The organism is Virgibacillus sp. L01, from assembly GCF_052246775.1.
In the GTDB taxonomy this organism is placed as follows: domain Bacteria; phylum Bacillota; class Bacilli; order Bacillales; family Amphibacillaceae; genus Lentibacillus.
In genome coordinates, this window is the sequence record NZ_JBQQCP010000005.1 from 191,822 (window position 1) to 207,739 (window position 15,918).

Sequence of the window (15,918 nt, forward strand, 5' to 3'; positions counted from 1 at the left end):
TAATAGCCTGCAATTTACTCGATTTTAAAATTTTTCTTGTAAAAAGTGCGATGGAATAAATTATAATTCGTCTAATAAATAGAGTCGCGGAGGTGAGGAGTTTTGGACAACAAAGAGATAATCTCGGATTGGTTTGAGAAATATGGCAATGATATCTATCATTTTTTAATTTATCGTATAGGTCCAGTTGATGCTGAAGACTTACTTCAGGAGGTCTTCATAAAAGCATTGAGAGGATTTAACAGTTATCAGGAAAAATCAAACCCAAAAACCTGGCTCTTCAGTATAGCCAGAAATGTTGCTGTCGATGAAGTTAGGAAACGTAAGGTCAGAAAGTGGATGAGCCACATTCCTTTAGAAAATACAAATGAACCGGAAACAACTTTTTCACCACAATCTATTCTTGACCATGAAGAGGAGCACCAGACTATTTACCGGGCCATCAAACAATTAAAGTCAAACTACCAGGATGTGATTATTCTCAGAGGAATCAAAGAACTATCCATAGCAGAAACAGCCGATGTACTTAAATGGAGTAAAAGCAAAGTCAGATCCACACAGCATCGTGCAAGATTAGCTCTTCATGAAGCTTTAAGGAGGTGTAACGACAATGAAGAAACAAGATCATAATGAATTAAAAGATCTTCTCAAGGATATGCCAAAACCTGATGTGAGTAAGCAAAAGCGGAATGAAATCCACCATGTCATTATGAATTCAAATAAGAAATTCCCAATCAAAAGGTTTGCAGCTATATTCGGGGCAGTTGCAGCTGGTTGTTTATTCTTCCTGCTGATATTCTCATCCATCAATACCAATAATCAGCAAGCGGCAATGCATACGTATAACGATATCGTCAAAGGTGAGATTTCAGCCATTAACGGAGCAACTGAAGATAATTTGTATTCATCATCGGATCAAAAAATAATCGAAAGTTTCCACGAGACTATAGGGTCTATGAATTATAAAAAAACAACTCAAGAAAGCTCAGTTTTTGAAAAAACCATCACGCTTTATAATAATAATAATGAAATAGTAACTACCATGACTTTTACAGGTGAAAATATTGTCTCCATTAACGGTAAACAATATAAAATCAATGAAAATCAATTGAACCAATTTACCAGTCTATTCTTTACTGAAAAATATAAAACAAATACGAAGAAACCAAGTCTAAAAGAACAGGCAAATAAAATTCTCACTCTATTGACGAATGAGAATATGGAGGCACTAGGAAATCAGGTCCATCCTGAAAAAGGATTACTGTTCTCTCCTTATGTATACGTTAAATCAAATGCTACAACATTTTCACAGGATGAGATCCCCAAATTGCTTCAAGATAACAGCGTTTATGAATGGGGCAGCCAGGATGGTAGCGGAAAACCAATTAAACTAACACCAAGCGACTATTTTGATGAATATGTTAACGCATCTTTCTTTTCTAATGCAGATGAAGTTAATGTAAACAATCTGAAAAATCGCGGAACCATGTTAAATAACATTCATGAAGTTTTTCCGAATGCACAAACGGTTGAATATTACCAAAACGGAAAAGAAGAATTAGCTTGGGAAAGCTTAACTCTCGTATTTGAAGAAGTGGATGGCAGCAGAAAACTAGTCGCGATCGTTCATGGTGAGTGGACGTCATAATAAAAGTGGCAGGGACATAACTAAAACTTCCCACTATAAAGACGAATAATAACAGGCTAGGATGTTTAAAAGGGATTAATCTTCAATGGCTGGAATTAATGCGTAGTTGAGTTAAACTGCAACGTAACTTTGCATCCATCTATTATAAAATGAGTGCTACGATAAATAGGACGTAACCGGTCGAGTAAGCGGGAGCGCACCCCAATTTTGTGGGCGTGCTCCTCATCTCCTCACAGAACTGTGCTTACCGCACACGGATCTCCCTATCATTGTTTACAGAATATACCTGAATCATTTATTTATATGTTCATTCAAAGTATGGAAAATGTATCTACGCTAATGGTTTCCTTCGACAATTAGCACAATTTTTCATTGGTACTCACCATTAATAAGATATTGTGAGACAATTGTGACTCTGGTACACTTTTAATATGGGAAGGATATAATTATTGTAAATTTATAGTTAACTCTTACTATTTTAGCAGTGATTAGTTAAAAACAGTTAAAATCATCCATTCCGCGCATCCTCCCTTCCGCCTATCCATATTTGAATACACTAAGTACATAGATTTAAAGCAGTTAAAACTAAATGGAGGACGACAAATGAAAAGAAAGGGAATTATAGGAGCAGGAGTAATATTAATAGTCATCATTTTTACCTTTACAGTCAATTATAATACCAATAATGAAAAGGTGATTGCTGAAAGTTTGCGAGATAGCATTAAAAAAAGTATGAAGGAAACAGAAAAACAAAAGGAAGCGATTCAGAAATTCCATATGCAGGTTCATGAAAGGTTTAGAGAAGAGGGATATGAAGGTAATATTTCATTTCCAAGGGTTTCCCTCTTTTCTTCTAAACCAAAACAACTAACGCTCCATGTAAAGAACAAAAGTGATTCTAGCAAAGAAATGAAACAGATTATTAAAGATATTGCTAAATCCAACAAACTGGGCAAGGTGGAAGTTACAGTAAAAGTACAGAGAATAAAAGAAGAAGAAGAAATAAGTGAAGAAGACAAAGAAAAGAGACAGCTCTCGCACGAGATATTTGAAATTACCAGCGAAATATTACAAGAAAAAGGTTATAATCAAAGCGGGATGAGCATTATGACTACCCCCAACCCGACCATTGAAATAACAATTGATGAACCAAAGAAAAACTTTAGCCAAAACAAAAAAGCTATCGAAAAACTTATCCATAATACTATCTATTCAAAGAAAAAAGTGGATTATAAGGTGAAAGTCGATAAAAGAACCGAAGCACAGTTAACAGAACAGAAATGGTATCCTATTCTGGGATCAATACGGGAAGAAACAAACAAAAATTTTGATAAAGTTACCGGTTTTACCCATTCGTTCAACACCACCCCCTTACAGATAACAATTAAAACCTCTTTATCAAAAGGATGGACGTCGAATATAAAGGCAAAGCAAATCAAAATGTACGTACATGAAATAATCGATATAAAAAGGGAAGAATTATCACTGCTTAAGGAAGAACCTTATAAAATAGTTATACACGATAAAGGGAATGACAAGTTGAATTGGATAAGCAAGTAAGGCTAAAAAATTAATCTTCTGGGTTGGTAAAGAGTAACCTTAATGGCTACTCTTTACTACTTTTATTCCATTGTTATCGTTTGTTGTTCTTTTCGTGCCAGACACATAATTCCAGCGATTAAGTAAAATATCCCGCTAAAGATTCCGGCGCCCACTGTGATAATTGCTGCAAGTACAGACGTTACAATCAAAATAATCCCTGCTGCTTTCGGTTTCTTATCGCCTTTTACCAATATGATTGAAATAATACCTAATACCAACGCAATGATGGAAACAATCGCTAGCACCAGACCTCCACCTTGAAGGACTTCCAGCATAGCCTGCATATCACCCGTTCCCATTCCAGGTTGTTGCATCATTTCATCCGAAGCCTCATTCAAAACTTGCTCATTGTTAAATAGCCATGCTGTAAAAATACCTACTCCAGCAAACAGCATATAGATTAATGCTCCTACAATCGTTAGGACAATTTCCCCTGTCCGATTCATGACAAACCCTCCCCATTTTTAACTTAACTTAATTCTATGCAGTAATTTGAATGGAATATTCTAAATTACCCGTTCCACTTCAACTTTACCACACAAAACTGTCCATCCTACCTTCATCATAACATGTATTTACTAACATTCGCCAAACACAAATCGAATTTCAGCAAACCATGCCCTGAATCTAAATAAGCTTCATCAAATACCTCCATTTAACAGACTACCAACGTATTTATCCAATCGCTTCTTCATCATATCATTTGTTAATCCTGATACACCGAATGCTTCCCACCCAGGATACACCTCTGGAGGTCCAACTAGCATATCGGTCAAAGAAAGCAAATCCCAATACCGATTATAGGTAAAATCCGAACCTGCCTGTTGCTGATATGCCTTCAGAAAACCATCTGCTGTTTTAACACCATATAGCATGGCCAGGTTCACTCTGCAATGCCCGACATCAACTCCGCGAGGGCCTCTGCAGCCATTGACCCAATCTACCACCCCACTAACTAAGCCTTCATTCCATAATACATTGGCTGGATGATAGTCTCGGTGAATGAAGCAATCTGTCGTTTTTGGTCGAGGTCCTGCTAAAATCTTAATAGCACTTTCCCATGTTTTCGGCTCCTTTGACCAGCTCGGTACCTCAAACGTTGATAAGTCATTGTAGCTATAATGCTGATATGGAAATCCACTCGCTTCGACTGCATGAATTTTCACAAGCCCCTTTGCCAAGCCGGTAAGCCACTCATTCATATTGGCAGGTTGCAATTCTACAGCACCTTCAAGTTTCGTCATGAGAATCGCTGGAATTCCACATTTTTCTCCAGTTTCATCGGAGGCGACAACTTGAGGAGTGGTAACGCCTGTTTTAGCAGCCATAAGCAAACTCTCCTTTTCATGCAAAACCAAATCCGGTTCTTCTTCAAGCCATTCCTTATTATCAAACTGCCTGATAACATATTGTTTTACTGACTGATCCACCTGTATTGTGATGCTATGTAATGTGGATGAGGTACTTCCTTTCAGTCGACTAACCGATTCCACCACTGCATTCGAATCGACATTATCTACTACCCATTCAATAATTCTACTCGACAAATGTTCGTTATTATGTTCCAAAAAAATCCACCCCAGTTCTAATATAAATTTAATTTTAATACATCTACTCTGGAATTAAAGGGATTTAGTATCATTTTGGTGAAAATATACAATGACGAGTATCATGAAGTTGTAATGTCAAAGATTAGCGGAAACCAAAGCCCTTATTTGACAAAAACATCCCTTTTTCCTTAGATATATGTGAAATAAGGTATCTGATGACCGCATATTACAGGAAAAGCATTTTTTTGCAGAAATAGCGTATCCTGTGTCCGATTATTACTGTAATGTAAGAACAATAATATAAAAGGAGAGTCAAAAAGCATGGAACCAATCCAAACTAAAGAAGTAGATCAATTCATTGAAAATTTAAATGGGCATACAAAGGAAATTATCGAAAAATTACGGGAGGTTATTTTCCAAACGTCTCCCAATATAACTGAAGAAATGAAATGGGGAAAGCCATGTTATATTGAGAATGGTCTTGTATGCTATCTCCAGACTGCCAAGAATCATGTTAATCTAGGTTTCTACTTCGGTGCCACACTTAAGGATAAGGATAACCTGCTTGAAGGAACTGGCAAAAAAATGCGTCATATCAGAGTAAAACAACTCGACGATATTCAACCCCAAAAATTTTCTGCATTAATTAAGGAAGCCATTGAATTGGAAACATGATTTTTTTCATTACATTCATGAACATGAAATAAACCATGACAAAAGTGATTTCTTTTGTTATCCTTAAATTGTAAACATAATATTTTAAAAATTACTACTAGGGGTGCCCAAAATCGTGGGCTGAGAGGAAAGCACGTATTAGCTTTCTGACTCTTACGGACCTGATCTGGTTAATACCAGCGGAGGGAAGTAGACTGACGATATACTTACTTATATCAGCTATTTCAAGCCAGGTCCATTAATGGATCTGGCTTTTTTCGTACGCGCCCCTTTCACGGAAAGGAGGATTTGATTGAACCGAACACGATTACTTACGACAATGGCAGTCTTTGTGGCAATAGGTACATTGGGTGCACAGTTACTTTGGTTTCCAGCAGGCGTGGCAAAAGCCTATCCCGTCCAGCATGCCGTCAATGTTATGGCCGCAGTGACACTTGGGCCTGGTCCTGCGGTCGGTATTGCATTTATGATTGGCCTGCTCCGCAACATGCTTGGACTTGGTACGTTGCTGGCGTTTCCCGGCGGCATGATTGGAGCATTTCTAGCTGGATACTTGTTTCAGAAGACTCATAGAAAAGCCATGGCTGCTGTGGGAGAAGCAATTGGTACCGGGGTCATCGGAGCACTTTTTGCTGTTCCCTTTGCAAAGCTATTGATGGGTAGTTCAGCTGGTGCTTTGTTCTTTATACCGTCGTTTCTTATTAGCAGTGTTACTGGAGCATTGATAGGCTGGTTTGTTATTTCACGGGTTAATCAGGAAAGACTAGTTCAAAATAAAATATAGGAAAAACTACTAGGGGTGCTGTACTGGCTGAGAAACGGAAATATTCCTTGTCCCTTGGAACCTGATCTGGATAATGCCTGCGCAGGGAAGTAGTTGAGGTCCGCTATCTATACCTCTACTAATCTACTTTTATCCCCCCTAGTAGCTTCCTAAATCATTGGAGGCTTTGTTATGTCATTCACACAACAATTAAGAGATGAGAACCAAGATATTTTTCAAGCAATATTTAATCACCCTTTTGTCGCTGGTATTGGAAAAAAAGATGTCCCAAACGGATCAATTGCGCATTATATTAAGGCAGATTTTGAATATTTAAATGCATTTATGCGAATTTATGGAATTGCACTTTCCAAATCTGACAAGCGCGAGGACATCCGCTTCTTCGGGGAACAAATCCAATTTGTTTTAAATAGTGAAAACCACCCACATCATAACTTTTGCGACCATATAGGGATTGGCTACGAGGAGCTGCAAGGTCACCCGCTTCCGCCAACTGCTGATCATTACATTAAGCATATGATGTATCACGCGCAAATGGGCAGTGTCGCTGAAACCATTGGTGCACTGCTCCCTTGCCCCTGGACATATTTGGAAATCGGCTATGCGTTAATGAACAAATATAAACCAGAAACGGATCATCCATTTTATCCATGGATCAGCTTTTATGCTGATGAACGATTTGGCAAAATAGTGATGGAAATGCGAAACCGCTTGGATGAATTTGCTGAACATGCTTCATTGGATGAGCAGAAAAAGATAAAAGAAGCATTTCGTAAAAGCTGCCAATTAGAACTGTCCTTTTGGGAAATGGCCTATACTTGTGAAGAGTGGCCAATAAACGAGTTGGTGGTTGGCAAATGAAAAGCATTCCATGCGCACTTACAATCGCTGGTACTGACCCCAGTGGTGGAGCCGGAATACAAGCAGACTTAAAAACCTTTCAGGAACTGAAGACTTACGGTATGTCTGTCATTACATCCGTTGTTGCCCAAAATACAACAGGTGTCCAGAATGTGCACCATCTCCCTGTTGAAATGATTGAACAACAATTGGATTCTGTTATGACCGATATCCCCTTTCAGGCATTTAAGACAGGAATGATCGCCAACGTTGACATGATGCAGGCTATTGCTCAAAAGATTAATGGTTTAAACATCCCTTTTGTTATGGATCCGGTAATGGTCGCAACAAGTGGCGATCCATTAATCGCAAGCGATGCCAGGGATTATTTACGTAAGAAACTATTACCAATGACATCGTTAGTAACACCTAATATCCCTGAGGCAGAAGATATTACAGGTGAAAAAATCGAAACACTGGACGACATGAAAAAGGCTGCAAAACAAATAGTTCATGAATTTGGAGCAGGTGCGTCATTGGTTAAAGGTGGCCATCTGCAAGGTGAAGCAATCGATTTTTTATATGACGGCAGTTCGTTACACACTTTTTCAACCAAACGAATTGATACAAAAAATACACACGGAACCGGCTGTACTTATTCAGCAGCCATTACAGCCTACTTAAGCCAAGGAGATTCTTTACCAGAGGCCGTTAAAAAAGCAAAAGATTACGTAACTGCTGCAATCCGTCATTCATTTTCACTCGGTCATGGAAGTGGGCCGACAAATCATTGGGCACAACCCATTGAAAGGGTGAGGTAAATGAACAAAGATATTATTCAAAAAGTAAGAGATCAAAGTCCGTTGATTCATCATCTGACAAATCAAGTTGTGATGAATTTTACCGCAAATGGCTTGTTATCCTTTGGCGGAACCCCAGTCATGGCTAAAGCTGAAGAGGAAGCGAACGACATGGCGTCCATTGCAGATGGCGTACTTTTAAACATCGGGACCATAACAGCACAGGAAATCCCAGCAATGATCACAGCAGGAAAAACAGCTAATGAAACAGGAATACCAGTGGTTCTTGATCCTGTTGGTGTCGCAGCAACGCCATTTCGGACATCTGTTGTAAAAGAAATTTTAAATACAGTGCAGCCAACCGTCATCAAAGGAAATGCGGGCGAAATTGCACACCTCGTAGAAATTCCCTGGGAAACAAAAGGCGTCGAATCGGTAGGTAATGGAAATTCTGTGGAGATAGCTTTAAAAGCTGCCGATACTTATCAAACTACTGCCGTTGTCACAGGAGAAACGGATGTTATCTGCTCCGGAAAAGATATTCTGCGTAACAATTCCGGGCATCCGATTCTTGGCAAAATAACTGGTGCCGGCTGTCTGCTGGGTTCCGTCCTAACTGCATGTTTAACCACAAATGAACCAATCGAGCAGCAGGTGTTAACTGCAGTTGAGTTTTACGGACTGGCTGCGGAATATGCTGCCGTCAACTCAGAAGTTAATGGATCCGGGACTTTCCTTCCTCATTTTATTGATGCATTATCATTTGAAGTCGATAAACTGGAGAAGCTTAATTGATGAATCTAAGAAAATATTTGATAATGGGCAGTCAAAATTGTGACCGTGATCCGGCTGATATTTTAGAATTAGCGATAAAAGCTGGTATTACAGCATTCCAATATCGCGAAAAAGGAGCTGGATCATTAAAAGGAAATGATAAATTAGAGTTAGGATATAAATTAAGAAACAGTTGCAGGCATCATAAGGTAGCATTTTTCGTCAATGATGATATCGACCTTGTTGAACCTCTAGATGCCGATGGAATTCATGTTGGACAGGATGATGTTTCAGTTAAAAACCTGCGTGCTCGATTTCCTACTAAAATCATTGGCCTTTCTGTATCGAATCCAACCGAAGTTTCTAATAGTCCAATTCAAATGGCTGATTACCTTGGTGCTGGTCCAATTTTTAATACATCTACAAAACCTGACGCAAAATCTGCAGTCGGTGTGGAATGGATTAAGACATTACGAAACCAGTTTCCAAGCGTTCCTATTGTAGGAATTGGTGGAATAACCACCCAAAATGCAGCTTCTGTTATAAATGCCGGGGCTGACGGTGTTGCGGTTATTTCAGCTGTGACACAGGCAAATGATATAACAACAGCAGTTCAAAGGTTATAAACCTTACTTTCATATATACTATCGTTGCCCACATACGAAAGGTGGCATAAAATAAATAATTATTTCATGCCACCTTTTGATGATGGGGTTCGATTAAATTAGTAGAACCACCCTACTTTTTGTTTCTGTCAGCATATACCGCCATGGCATCACGCATGAAAACTGACAAACCTTGACCATACTTATCGATGTTCTTGGTGAAACGTTCATCATCGACATACATTTGCCCAAGTCCTTTGAATGCATCAAGTGAATAGTTTCCGATTTTGTTCAAATAGTCATACCATACCTTAATACCTGCTTGTGCTTCATCAGATTCAGGTGATTGATGACGGAGTGCTGCAAGCTCTTGATAGATTCTATCAAATTCTTCACCCATTGCTTTTTGTTCATCTGTTGACATCTTATTTATTTTCGCATTAGATTCATCGACATCCTTGTCACCCCAACGATCACGTGCTTCTTGTTCGTATGGGTTATGACTGAAATCGAAGCCTGCAAACTTTTCTTTATTACTCATATTAATTTCTCCTTTCGAGTGTTGCGTGGTTTTATCAATCGTCGCAATCATTTTATCGATCCGGCTACGTTTCTCAAGGAGCATTTTACGGTGAAGTTCAAGCGCCTCCTTCCGATCAAATGATGGACTGTTGATAATTTCTTTTATTTTTTTCAAAGGGAAGCCAAGTTCTTTAAAAAATAGAATTTGCTGTAAAACCTCAAGATCATTGTTTGAATAAATGCGATAGCCAGATTCGGTTGTTTCCTCTGGGGATAACAATCCGATAGCATCATAGTGGTGTAGTGTGCGCACACTAATTCCTACCAAATCAGCAACTTCCTTAACTTTCATCATTTAAACCTCCCTTCAATTATCACTATAAAGTATCACGCAACGTTAGAGTCAACATTTATTTTTAAAAAAGCTCTTTCCGTTTTTTATAAGGATCACAGCATTATATCAGTAGCAACGAACTTTATTAAAAAAGCCGCTATTCGAATGAACAGCGGCTTTTGATTATTTATTATCTGATGGTAAATCTTCCAATTCTGTCGGCTGCGCACGATACACAAACAACGCCATAATAAAGGCAACGGCAGCTAACACAAATCCTATAAAATATACAAGTTCAACACCTGCAACCATCGACTCACTTATTGTAATAGGATTTCCCGGATCAGCAGCATGTGTTAGATAACTATTTTGTCTTGCACTCATAATGCTGATGAATACAGAAACTCCAATTGCGCCTGCAACAGGCTGTAATGTGGTCATAACCGCAGTGCCATGCGGATACAAATGTTTAGGAAGCTGATTTAAGCCATTTGTTTCAGCCGGCATCATCATAGCCGAGACAGAAAGCATTAGTAAGATATACCCAACAATAATCATCCATATCGGTGTATTCATATCCAGCCTGCTCATCATAAACATTGTTCCGCATAACACAGCTGAAGCAGGTATTAGCAATAACCTAGGTCCAAACTTATCAAATAAATGTCCCATAACAGGTGACATCAATCCATTCAGAATTGCACCAGGCAGCAGTATTAAACCAGCCGTTGCTGGTGTGACTCCCAACGGTCCTTGCATAAACATTGGCAGGATAATCTCAGAAGAAAACATTGCCATAATAATAATTAAAAATAGGATAATTGCATGTGAATACATAGGGAATCTAAACACCCGCAGGTTCAGTAATGGGTCTTCAAGTTTAAATTGCCTTATTGAAAAGAATATCAGAGCCACGACTCCCAAGACAATTGGGATGTACACAACAGGGTTTAGAAATCCGGTCTCACCTTCACCTACTGAACTAAATCCGAACACGATACCACCAAATCCAACAGTAGAAAAAATAAGTGATAAAACATCTATTTTTGGTTTGGTAACTTCTGATACATTAATCAAATATCGATAGGCAAACGCTATAGAAAATAATGCAAATGGAATTACGGTGATAAATAAAAAACGCCAGCCCAAATGATCAACAATTACTCCTGATAGTGTTGGTCCAATTGCAGGAGCGAACATTATGACGAGGCCAACAAAACCCATTACTTTTCCACGGCGTGCTGGTGGGAATATTAATAAGAATACATTAAAAATGATGGGTATAAGCAGTCCAGTTCCAATCGCTTGAATTAACCTGCCCGCCAGTAGAACAGGAAACGTGGGAGCGGCAGCACAAATCGTCGTTCCAATCGAAAATATAACCATCGTTCCCAAAAATAACTGCCTTGTCGAAAACCATTGCAATAATACTGCCGACGCTGGTGTGACAACTCCCATTACTAATAAAAATCCTGTCGCCATCCATTGGACAGTAGTTACAGAAATACCGAACTCATCCATTAATGTTGACAGCGCAATATTAAGTAATGTCTCATTTAAAATGGCAAAGAAAGCCCCAATGATCAAAGAAAGCATAATAGGCATAACTTTCACATTGGGATTTTCAGCTAAATACTCATATTTGGTTGATTGATTATCCTTATCCATACAAAAAATCTCCTTTGAAAAAATAAACATTGGTTCGTTCTTAGCTTGCGTAAGTATTACAGAGATATTTAACAAACTGAAGAGAGAAAGAATCACTCTTCACCTTATTTATTCGAAAGAGGATAATCTTACCACTATTCTATCTTATTCACAAGGTCAAATTTTACTGTATATCCACATATTTAATACTATTGAGAATTGTCAGCTGCCCATACAAAATTGGACGTATCCCCATATAGTAAAAGGAAGGACTTTTTAGAGGAGGACATTAAATCATGAATCATGATCAACCACCATATGGAGATGAAAGACAATTTAATTTTCCAGGGATGCTGGACGGCTTATTTTCCGGATTTCCTGGTGGCGGGCAACAATTCGGCCCCCCAGGTGGAGGACCGCCATTCGGGGGACCACCCGGACAGACTGGAGGCGGGCCACCCGGGTTTCAGGGTGGGCAACCATCTGCCGGTCCACCTAGTACCCCGCCCCCATCATTTACACCTTCACAACCGCAAACCATACAATCCCAACAGTTCGGCGTCTATGCAATCGATCCAGGAGCAATCCGGCGCTGCCTTTACCAGTTCACGTATATCTGGCTAAGACGGGATGCCTTTTGGTTTTTCCCAGTCTTTGTTGGAAGAAACTCAATCGCTGGATTCAGGTGGAACAGAAACAGGTGGGTTTACTATGGAGTTGATTTAGACAGAATTGAATCATTTCAGTGCTATTAGCTCCTGTCACATCCCGGCTTTTATCAGCTATTGTCGAATGATCCTTCCCTTGCTCAAATACAGTAAACGAAGGGAGGATTTCTAATGCATCAAACAGTATTGCTATATTTGGCATGTATTTTAGCTGGCTTTGCACTTGCGAATATACCGACATCTTCAGTAATTACTGCAGGTATAGCCACTTTCTTTCAAATAATAGGAGGAATTGCGGTAATTGTTTTTTCCCTTACCATCCTATATTTGGGAGTCAAAACCTTGCTCGATAAGTAAAAATTAAAAGTGGCCGTTCAAACGGTAACGATGAGGATCCGCCAAACAGTCGAAGTGGATCCTCATTCCGCTAAATAACTGAAAAGGTGCTCTCGGAAGGGTGAGACGGATCCTCGTTCCGTTATTAGCAGAAAATCAGCCAAATTTGAGTCAGAAATCACAAATAGCGGAATGAGGATCCGAACCCAAGCCCAAAACGAGTGTTTTCAAGGAAATAACGGAATGAGGATCCGCCTAATAGTCAACCGGATTCTCTCATTCCGTTTAAAAATGGATTCTTCAAAAATAGGGGCGAAATGTATGCTAATTATGATGTGATTTCTAATGTTATTAGCATTTATCTCTCCCAAAATAGAACCCGCAAACGGCCACTTTAACCTGCTTTTCAGATGGATTGCTGGTAAACTACGAAATAAAGTCCCCATTCCCTTAGAATAGTGACCTCCATTTAATCATTTTTAATATCTTCTACAATCGTTTCCACTTCATTTCGGGATATTTTCTCCCGTCCTTCTTTTAATGCTTTAACAGTTCTTTTGGCTAATGCTAATGGAATTTGACAAAACAGCTGGATATTCCGCGTATGAATATCCTTCATATATTCATCAGCCTTGGCGAGATTGTTTTCGGTGTATCGAAACATGTCGTCTCTATTCCAGCCATTCGGAACAAAATTCACACCACGTTCGCTATCCTCACCCTGGTTTCGCAATATATTAACGGCTTGCAAGCCACGACCATACCCTATAGCCAAGTCATGATCAGTCTCGGTTCCATCATACCATCTCCATATATCAGAAAGCATGACACCAACTAACCCAGCTACGTAATACGTATAATCATCCAAATCCTCTTTAGTTTCTATATGCCAATCCTTTTCTGCCCATTTTGCCATTCCATCTGCCATAATACCTGTAGATTTTTTTACTTCTTCCACAATATCAGGTGGACAAATAGATATCCAATCACCTAAACGTAACGTCACTTCAGGCAGAAGTGATTCATAGGTTTTTAACAATTCACGGTATGCTTGTTGATCAAAATCGCTCTTCAAAAGTTCACTGGTAGACCGAAGTAATCGTTGCTTTGTTTCCGAATCCAATTCTTCATGATCCTCAATTTCATCAACCGCCCGCATACATAAATATGCGGAAGCAACAGTTTTCTTCAGGTTCGGTTTGAGCAAACTAATTGGTATGTAAAAAGTTCTACTCGTTAGCTTTAGCATGTGCATTGCTTCTTTTTGTAACTTCCTCGATTCACTCACCCGTGACGCCTCCCTTGATAATCCAATTATAACAAAAAACAGGCATTATTTATATAAATTTACTTTTGTAACCAAAAAATGGAGTACCGGGTAAGTACTCCATTGCCAATTATTTATTTAGTTAGACTTCCTTCTGGGCCGTTCCCAAATAAGACCTTGTTTCAATGCCATTTTCCTGGCTATTCTCGGAGCGGTCCACAGTGGCGGCAATAAGAGAATTGATACTGGCACCGCAGTTATAACGATTGAATTTTGAATAGCCGTTATACTCCCTTCGCCAATTGTCAATATCATCATTGTCGTACCACCAAAAATTAATGCCCAGAAAACCCGCAGCCAACGTTGAGGATGGTCATTTCCTGTTAAGGTTACAGCTATTGTATATGACATCGTATCTGTTGTAGTTGCAACAAATATGACCGATATTATTAAAAACAGGACTGCCATAACGGTTCCCATCGGCAGTTGGTCCATTATCGCCATTACTGCAGCAGGCATACCCGCTTCATTTAAAGCGCCGGAGACTGATCCAGGATTCTCTATTTCGAAAAATACTCCCGTTCCACCAACAACCGAGAACCAAAAATTCGTAACAAGCGGGGCAACAATGGACACTGCGATAATTAAGTCCCGTATTGTTCTCCCACGAGAAATGCGACTAATAAATATAATAAGCATTGGACCATAGCCGATAAACCAGCCCCAGAAAAATATAGTCCATAACCCAAGCCATGCATCATCACCGCGATAGAAACTCATCGTAAAGAAGTTTTGTAATTGAAAACCCATTCCTCCGACGAACGCATCAATTATAAACAATGTTGGTCCAATAATAAGTACAATAGTTCCTAACACAATTGTCATTCCAACATTTAGACGGCTTAGCAAAAGAATTCCTCTATCTACTCCTGTGGCAGCAGAAATTGCTGCAATGATAACCAGAACAACTACAACCATAATACTCGTTGTCACTGTATTAGGAATGTTAAATAGATGATTAAGCCCATATGAAATTTGTAAACCAAGGAATCCTAGCGGGCCTAAAGTTCCTGCTGCGGTCGCTATAATCGAAACAATATCAGCTGTTGAACCAAGAATACTTTTATGGAATATTTTTTCACCAAAAATGGGAAACAGCAGTGACCTTGGACGCATTGGAAAACCTCTGGTGTAGTGAACATACATCATTACAATTGTAGCCAGTGTTCCTAAAATTGCCCAGGCAGCAAATCCCCAATGGAAAAATGCTTGTGCAAATGCAGCCGGAATATTAGAAAATTCACCACCGCCAAATAATGGTGGTTCAGCCATATAATGGTACATCGGCTCAGCAGCAGCCCAAAAGATCCCACCACTTGCCAGCAGTGTAACCAATATCATAGCAACCCAGCGATAATAACTATATTTCGGCTTATCCAAATTTCCTAACCGAACTTTTCCATATCTTGAAAAGGCTAAGAATATGCCAATCACAAAGTTTCCGAATAATAAAAGTTGCCAGTACGCTCCGAAGAGATCAGCAGAATAACCGAATAAAGTATTAATCCAGCCTCCTACCATCTTACTATCAATGAAGGATAAAATAATAAATAAAATTAAGAATCCGCCACTTACTGCAAATACTGTCCAATCTGTTTTAACTTTCTTGTTTTCTTGCACGCTTTTCCTCCTAATTTTTTTAGGAGCAAGTGTCTATAACATCATTAGAAAACCTAGTCATTACAGACCGTTGGATGGAAAAGTGATCACTTATTTAATCATACATTTATAAAGGACTACCTCTTACAACCATCAGCTTGCTCAATTTTTTTCTTACATAGTTTTGTATTATAGTTTTGCCCGGGT

The 15,918-nt window shown here is 39.1% G+C and carries 17 protein-coding genes and 2 riboswitches; of the genes, 11 read left to right on the forward strand and 6 right to left on the reverse strand.

Going from position 1 to position 15,918, the window contains the following annotated elements; translation table 11 throughout:
• Positions 1–102 precede the first annotated feature (102 nt).
• The 3 genes from ACTWQM_RS11490 to ACTWQM_RS11500 all read left to right on the forward strand — a co-directional run bounded on the left by ACTWQM_RS11490 (position 103) and on the right by ACTWQM_RS11500 (position 3,208).
• Positions 103–630, forward strand: a complete 528-nt coding sequence (locus ACTWQM_RS11490; RefSeq protein WP_443258290.1) for an RNA polymerase sigma factor — start codon at positions 103–105, stop codon at positions 628–630.
• On the forward strand, positions 611–1,648 hold the full coding sequence (locus tag ACTWQM_RS11495; RefSeq protein WP_443258291.1) for a hypothetical protein: 1,038 nt from the start codon (positions 611–613) through the stop codon (positions 1,646–1,648). The genes ACTWQM_RS11490 and ACTWQM_RS11495 overlap by 20 nt, the downstream gene beginning before the upstream one ends.
• A gap of 603 nt (positions 1,649–2,251) precedes the next feature.
• On the forward strand, positions 2,252–3,208 hold the full coding sequence (locus ACTWQM_RS11500; protein ID WP_443258292.1) for a hypothetical protein: 957 nt from the start codon (positions 2,252–2,254) through the stop codon (positions 3,206–3,208).
• 62 nt (positions 3,209–3,270) lie between these two features.
• Here the strand turns inward: ACTWQM_RS11500 and ACTWQM_RS11505 are convergent, their stop codons facing one another.
• Positions 3,271–3,696 (reverse strand): DUF4064 domain-containing protein, encoded by a 426-nt coding sequence (locus ACTWQM_RS11505; protein ID WP_443258293.1) that lies wholly within the window; start codon positions 3,694–3,696, stop codon positions 3,271–3,273.
• Positions 3,697–3,891: 195 nt separating this feature from the next.
• A complete protein-coding gene (locus ACTWQM_RS11510; protein ID WP_443258294.1) occupies positions 3,892–4,818 on the reverse strand; it encodes a phosphotransferase family protein in 927 nt (308 codons plus the stop codon).
• Positions 4,819–5,121: 303 nt separating this feature from the next.
• On the opposite strand from ACTWQM_RS11510, the gene ACTWQM_RS11515 reads away from it, so the two are divergent.
• The 6 genes from ACTWQM_RS11515 (at position 5,122) to thiE (ending at position 9,299) form a co-directional block, all read left to right on the forward strand.
• Entirely contained in the window at positions 5,122–5,475 is a 354-nt protein-coding gene (locus ACTWQM_RS11515) for a DUF1801 domain-containing protein (RefSeq protein WP_443258295.1), read from the forward strand.
• An 89-nt stretch (positions 5,476–5,564) separates the two neighbouring features.
• A riboswitch (TPP riboswitch) is annotated at positions 5,565–5,680 on the forward strand.
• An 87-nt stretch (positions 5,681–5,767) separates the two neighbouring features.
• Entirely contained in the window at positions 5,768–6,259 is a 492-nt protein-coding gene (thiW, locus tag ACTWQM_RS11520) for an energy coupling factor transporter S component ThiW (RefSeq protein ID WP_443258296.1), read from the forward strand.
• A gap of 1 nt (position 6,260) precedes the next feature.
• A riboswitch (TPP riboswitch) is annotated at positions 6,261–6,364 on the forward strand.
• A 66-nt stretch (positions 6,365–6,430) separates the two neighbouring features.
• Positions 6,431–7,120, forward strand: a complete 690-nt coding sequence (gene tenA, locus ACTWQM_RS11525) for a thiaminase II (RefSeq protein WP_443258297.1) — start codon at positions 6,431–6,433, stop codon at positions 7,118–7,120.
• A complete protein-coding gene (thiD, locus tag ACTWQM_RS11530; protein ID WP_443258298.1) occupies positions 7,117–7,920 on the forward strand; it encodes a bifunctional hydroxymethylpyrimidine kinase/phosphomethylpyrimidine kinase in 804 nt (267 codons plus the stop codon). The genes tenA and thiD overlap by 4 nt, the downstream gene beginning before the upstream one ends.
• Positions 7,921–8,694 (forward strand): hydroxyethylthiazole kinase, encoded by a 774-nt coding sequence (thiM, locus tag ACTWQM_RS11535; protein ID WP_443258299.1) that lies wholly within the window; start codon positions 7,921–7,923, stop codon positions 8,692–8,694.
• Positions 8,694–9,299, forward strand: a complete 606-nt coding sequence (gene thiE, locus ACTWQM_RS11540) for a thiamine phosphate synthase (protein WP_443258300.1) — start codon at positions 8,694–8,696, stop codon at positions 9,297–9,299. The genes thiM and thiE overlap by 1 nt, the downstream gene beginning before the upstream one ends.
• Positions 9,300–9,411: 112 nt before the next feature.
• Here thiE and ACTWQM_RS11545 read toward each other — a convergent pair whose 3' ends face one another.
• The gene (locus ACTWQM_RS11545; RefSeq protein ID WP_443258301.1) at positions 9,412–10,152 is read right to left on the reverse strand and encodes a MerR family transcriptional regulator; all 741 of its coding nucleotides are present in this window, start codon (positions 10,150–10,152) and stop codon (positions 9,412–9,414) included.
• Between the two features lie 165 nt (positions 10,153–10,317).
• Positions 10,318–11,802, reverse strand: a complete 1,485-nt coding sequence (locus tag ACTWQM_RS11550; RefSeq protein WP_443258302.1) for an MDR family MFS transporter — start codon at positions 11,800–11,802, stop codon at positions 10,318–10,320.
• A gap of 275 nt (positions 11,803–12,077) precedes the next feature.
• Here ACTWQM_RS11550 and ACTWQM_RS11555 point away from each other — a divergent pair, with 275 nt between their 5' ends.
• Together ACTWQM_RS11555 and ACTWQM_RS11560 are read left to right on the forward strand one after the other, a co-directional pair.
• The gene (locus ACTWQM_RS11555) at positions 12,078–12,536 is read left to right on the forward strand and encodes a hypothetical protein (RefSeq protein ID WP_443258303.1); all 459 of its coding nucleotides are present in this window, start codon (positions 12,078–12,080) and stop codon (positions 12,534–12,536) included.
• Between the two features lie 84 nt (positions 12,537–12,620).
• Positions 12,621–12,806 carry a hypothetical protein gene (locus tag ACTWQM_RS11560; protein WP_443258304.1) on the forward strand — a complete coding sequence of 62 codons (186 nt, stop codon included), beginning with the start codon at positions 12,621–12,623 and terminating at the stop codon, positions 12,804–12,806.
• A gap of 448 nt (positions 12,807–13,254) precedes the next feature.
• Here the strand turns inward: ACTWQM_RS11560 and ACTWQM_RS11565 are convergent, their stop codons facing one another.
• Together ACTWQM_RS11565 and ACTWQM_RS11570 are read right to left on the reverse strand one after the other, a co-directional pair.
• Positions 13,255–14,073, reverse strand: coding sequence for a squalene/phytoene synthase family protein (locus tag ACTWQM_RS11565; protein WP_443258305.1), 819 nt, complete (start codon positions 14,071–14,073; stop codon positions 13,255–13,257).
• A 117-nt stretch (positions 14,074–14,190) separates the two neighbouring features.
• Complete coding sequence (locus tag ACTWQM_RS11570; RefSeq protein ID WP_443258306.1) at positions 14,191–15,732, reverse strand: BCCT family transporter; 1,542 nt, start codon at positions 15,730–15,732, stop codon at positions 14,191–14,193.
• Positions 15,733–15,918: the final 186 nt, after the last annotated feature.

Bases quoted from the DNA above. Each gene is read 5' to 3' on its own strand.
- ACTWQM_RS11495 (WP_443258291.1), top strand. From the start codon at position 611: ATGAAGAAACAAGATCATAATGAATTAAAAGATCTTCTCAAGGATATG.
- ACTWQM_RS11500 (WP_443258292.1), top strand. From the start codon at position 2,252: ATGAAAAGAAAGGGAATTATAGGAGCAGGAGTAATATTAATAGTCATC.
- ACTWQM_RS11505 (WP_443258293.1), bottom strand. From the start codon at position 3,696: ATGAATCGGACAGGGGAAATTGTCCTAACGATTGTAGGAGCATTAATC.
- ACTWQM_RS11515 (WP_443258295.1), top strand. From the start codon at position 5,122: ATGGAACCAATCCAAACTAAAGAAGTAGATCAATTCATTGAAAATTTA.
- tenA (WP_443258297.1), top strand. From the start codon at position 6,431: ATGTCATTCACACAACAATTAAGAGATGAGAACCAAGATATTTTTCAA.
- thiD (WP_443258298.1), top strand. From the start codon at position 7,117: ATGAAAAGCATTCCATGCGCACTTACAATCGCTGGTACTGACCCCAGT.
- thiM (WP_443258299.1), top strand. From the start codon at position 7,921: ATGAACAAAGATATTATTCAAAAAGTAAGAGATCAAAGTCCGTTGATT.
- thiE (WP_443258300.1), top strand. From the start codon at position 8,694: ATGAATCTAAGAAAATATTTGATAATGGGCAGTCAAAATTGTGACCGT.
- ACTWQM_RS11545 (WP_443258301.1), bottom strand. From the start codon at position 10,152: ATGAAAGTTAAGGAAGTTGCTGATTTGGTAGGAATTAGTGTGCGCACA.
- ACTWQM_RS11550 (WP_443258302.1), bottom strand. From the start codon at position 11,802: ATGGATAAGGATAATCAATCAACCAAATATGAGTATTTAGCTGAAAAT.
- ACTWQM_RS11555 (WP_443258303.1), top strand. From the start codon at position 12,078: ATGAATCATGATCAACCACCATATGGAGATGAAAGACAATTTAATTTT.
- ACTWQM_RS11560 (WP_443258304.1), top strand. From the start codon at position 12,621: ATGCATCAAACAGTATTGCTATATTTGGCATGTATTTTAGCTGGCTTT.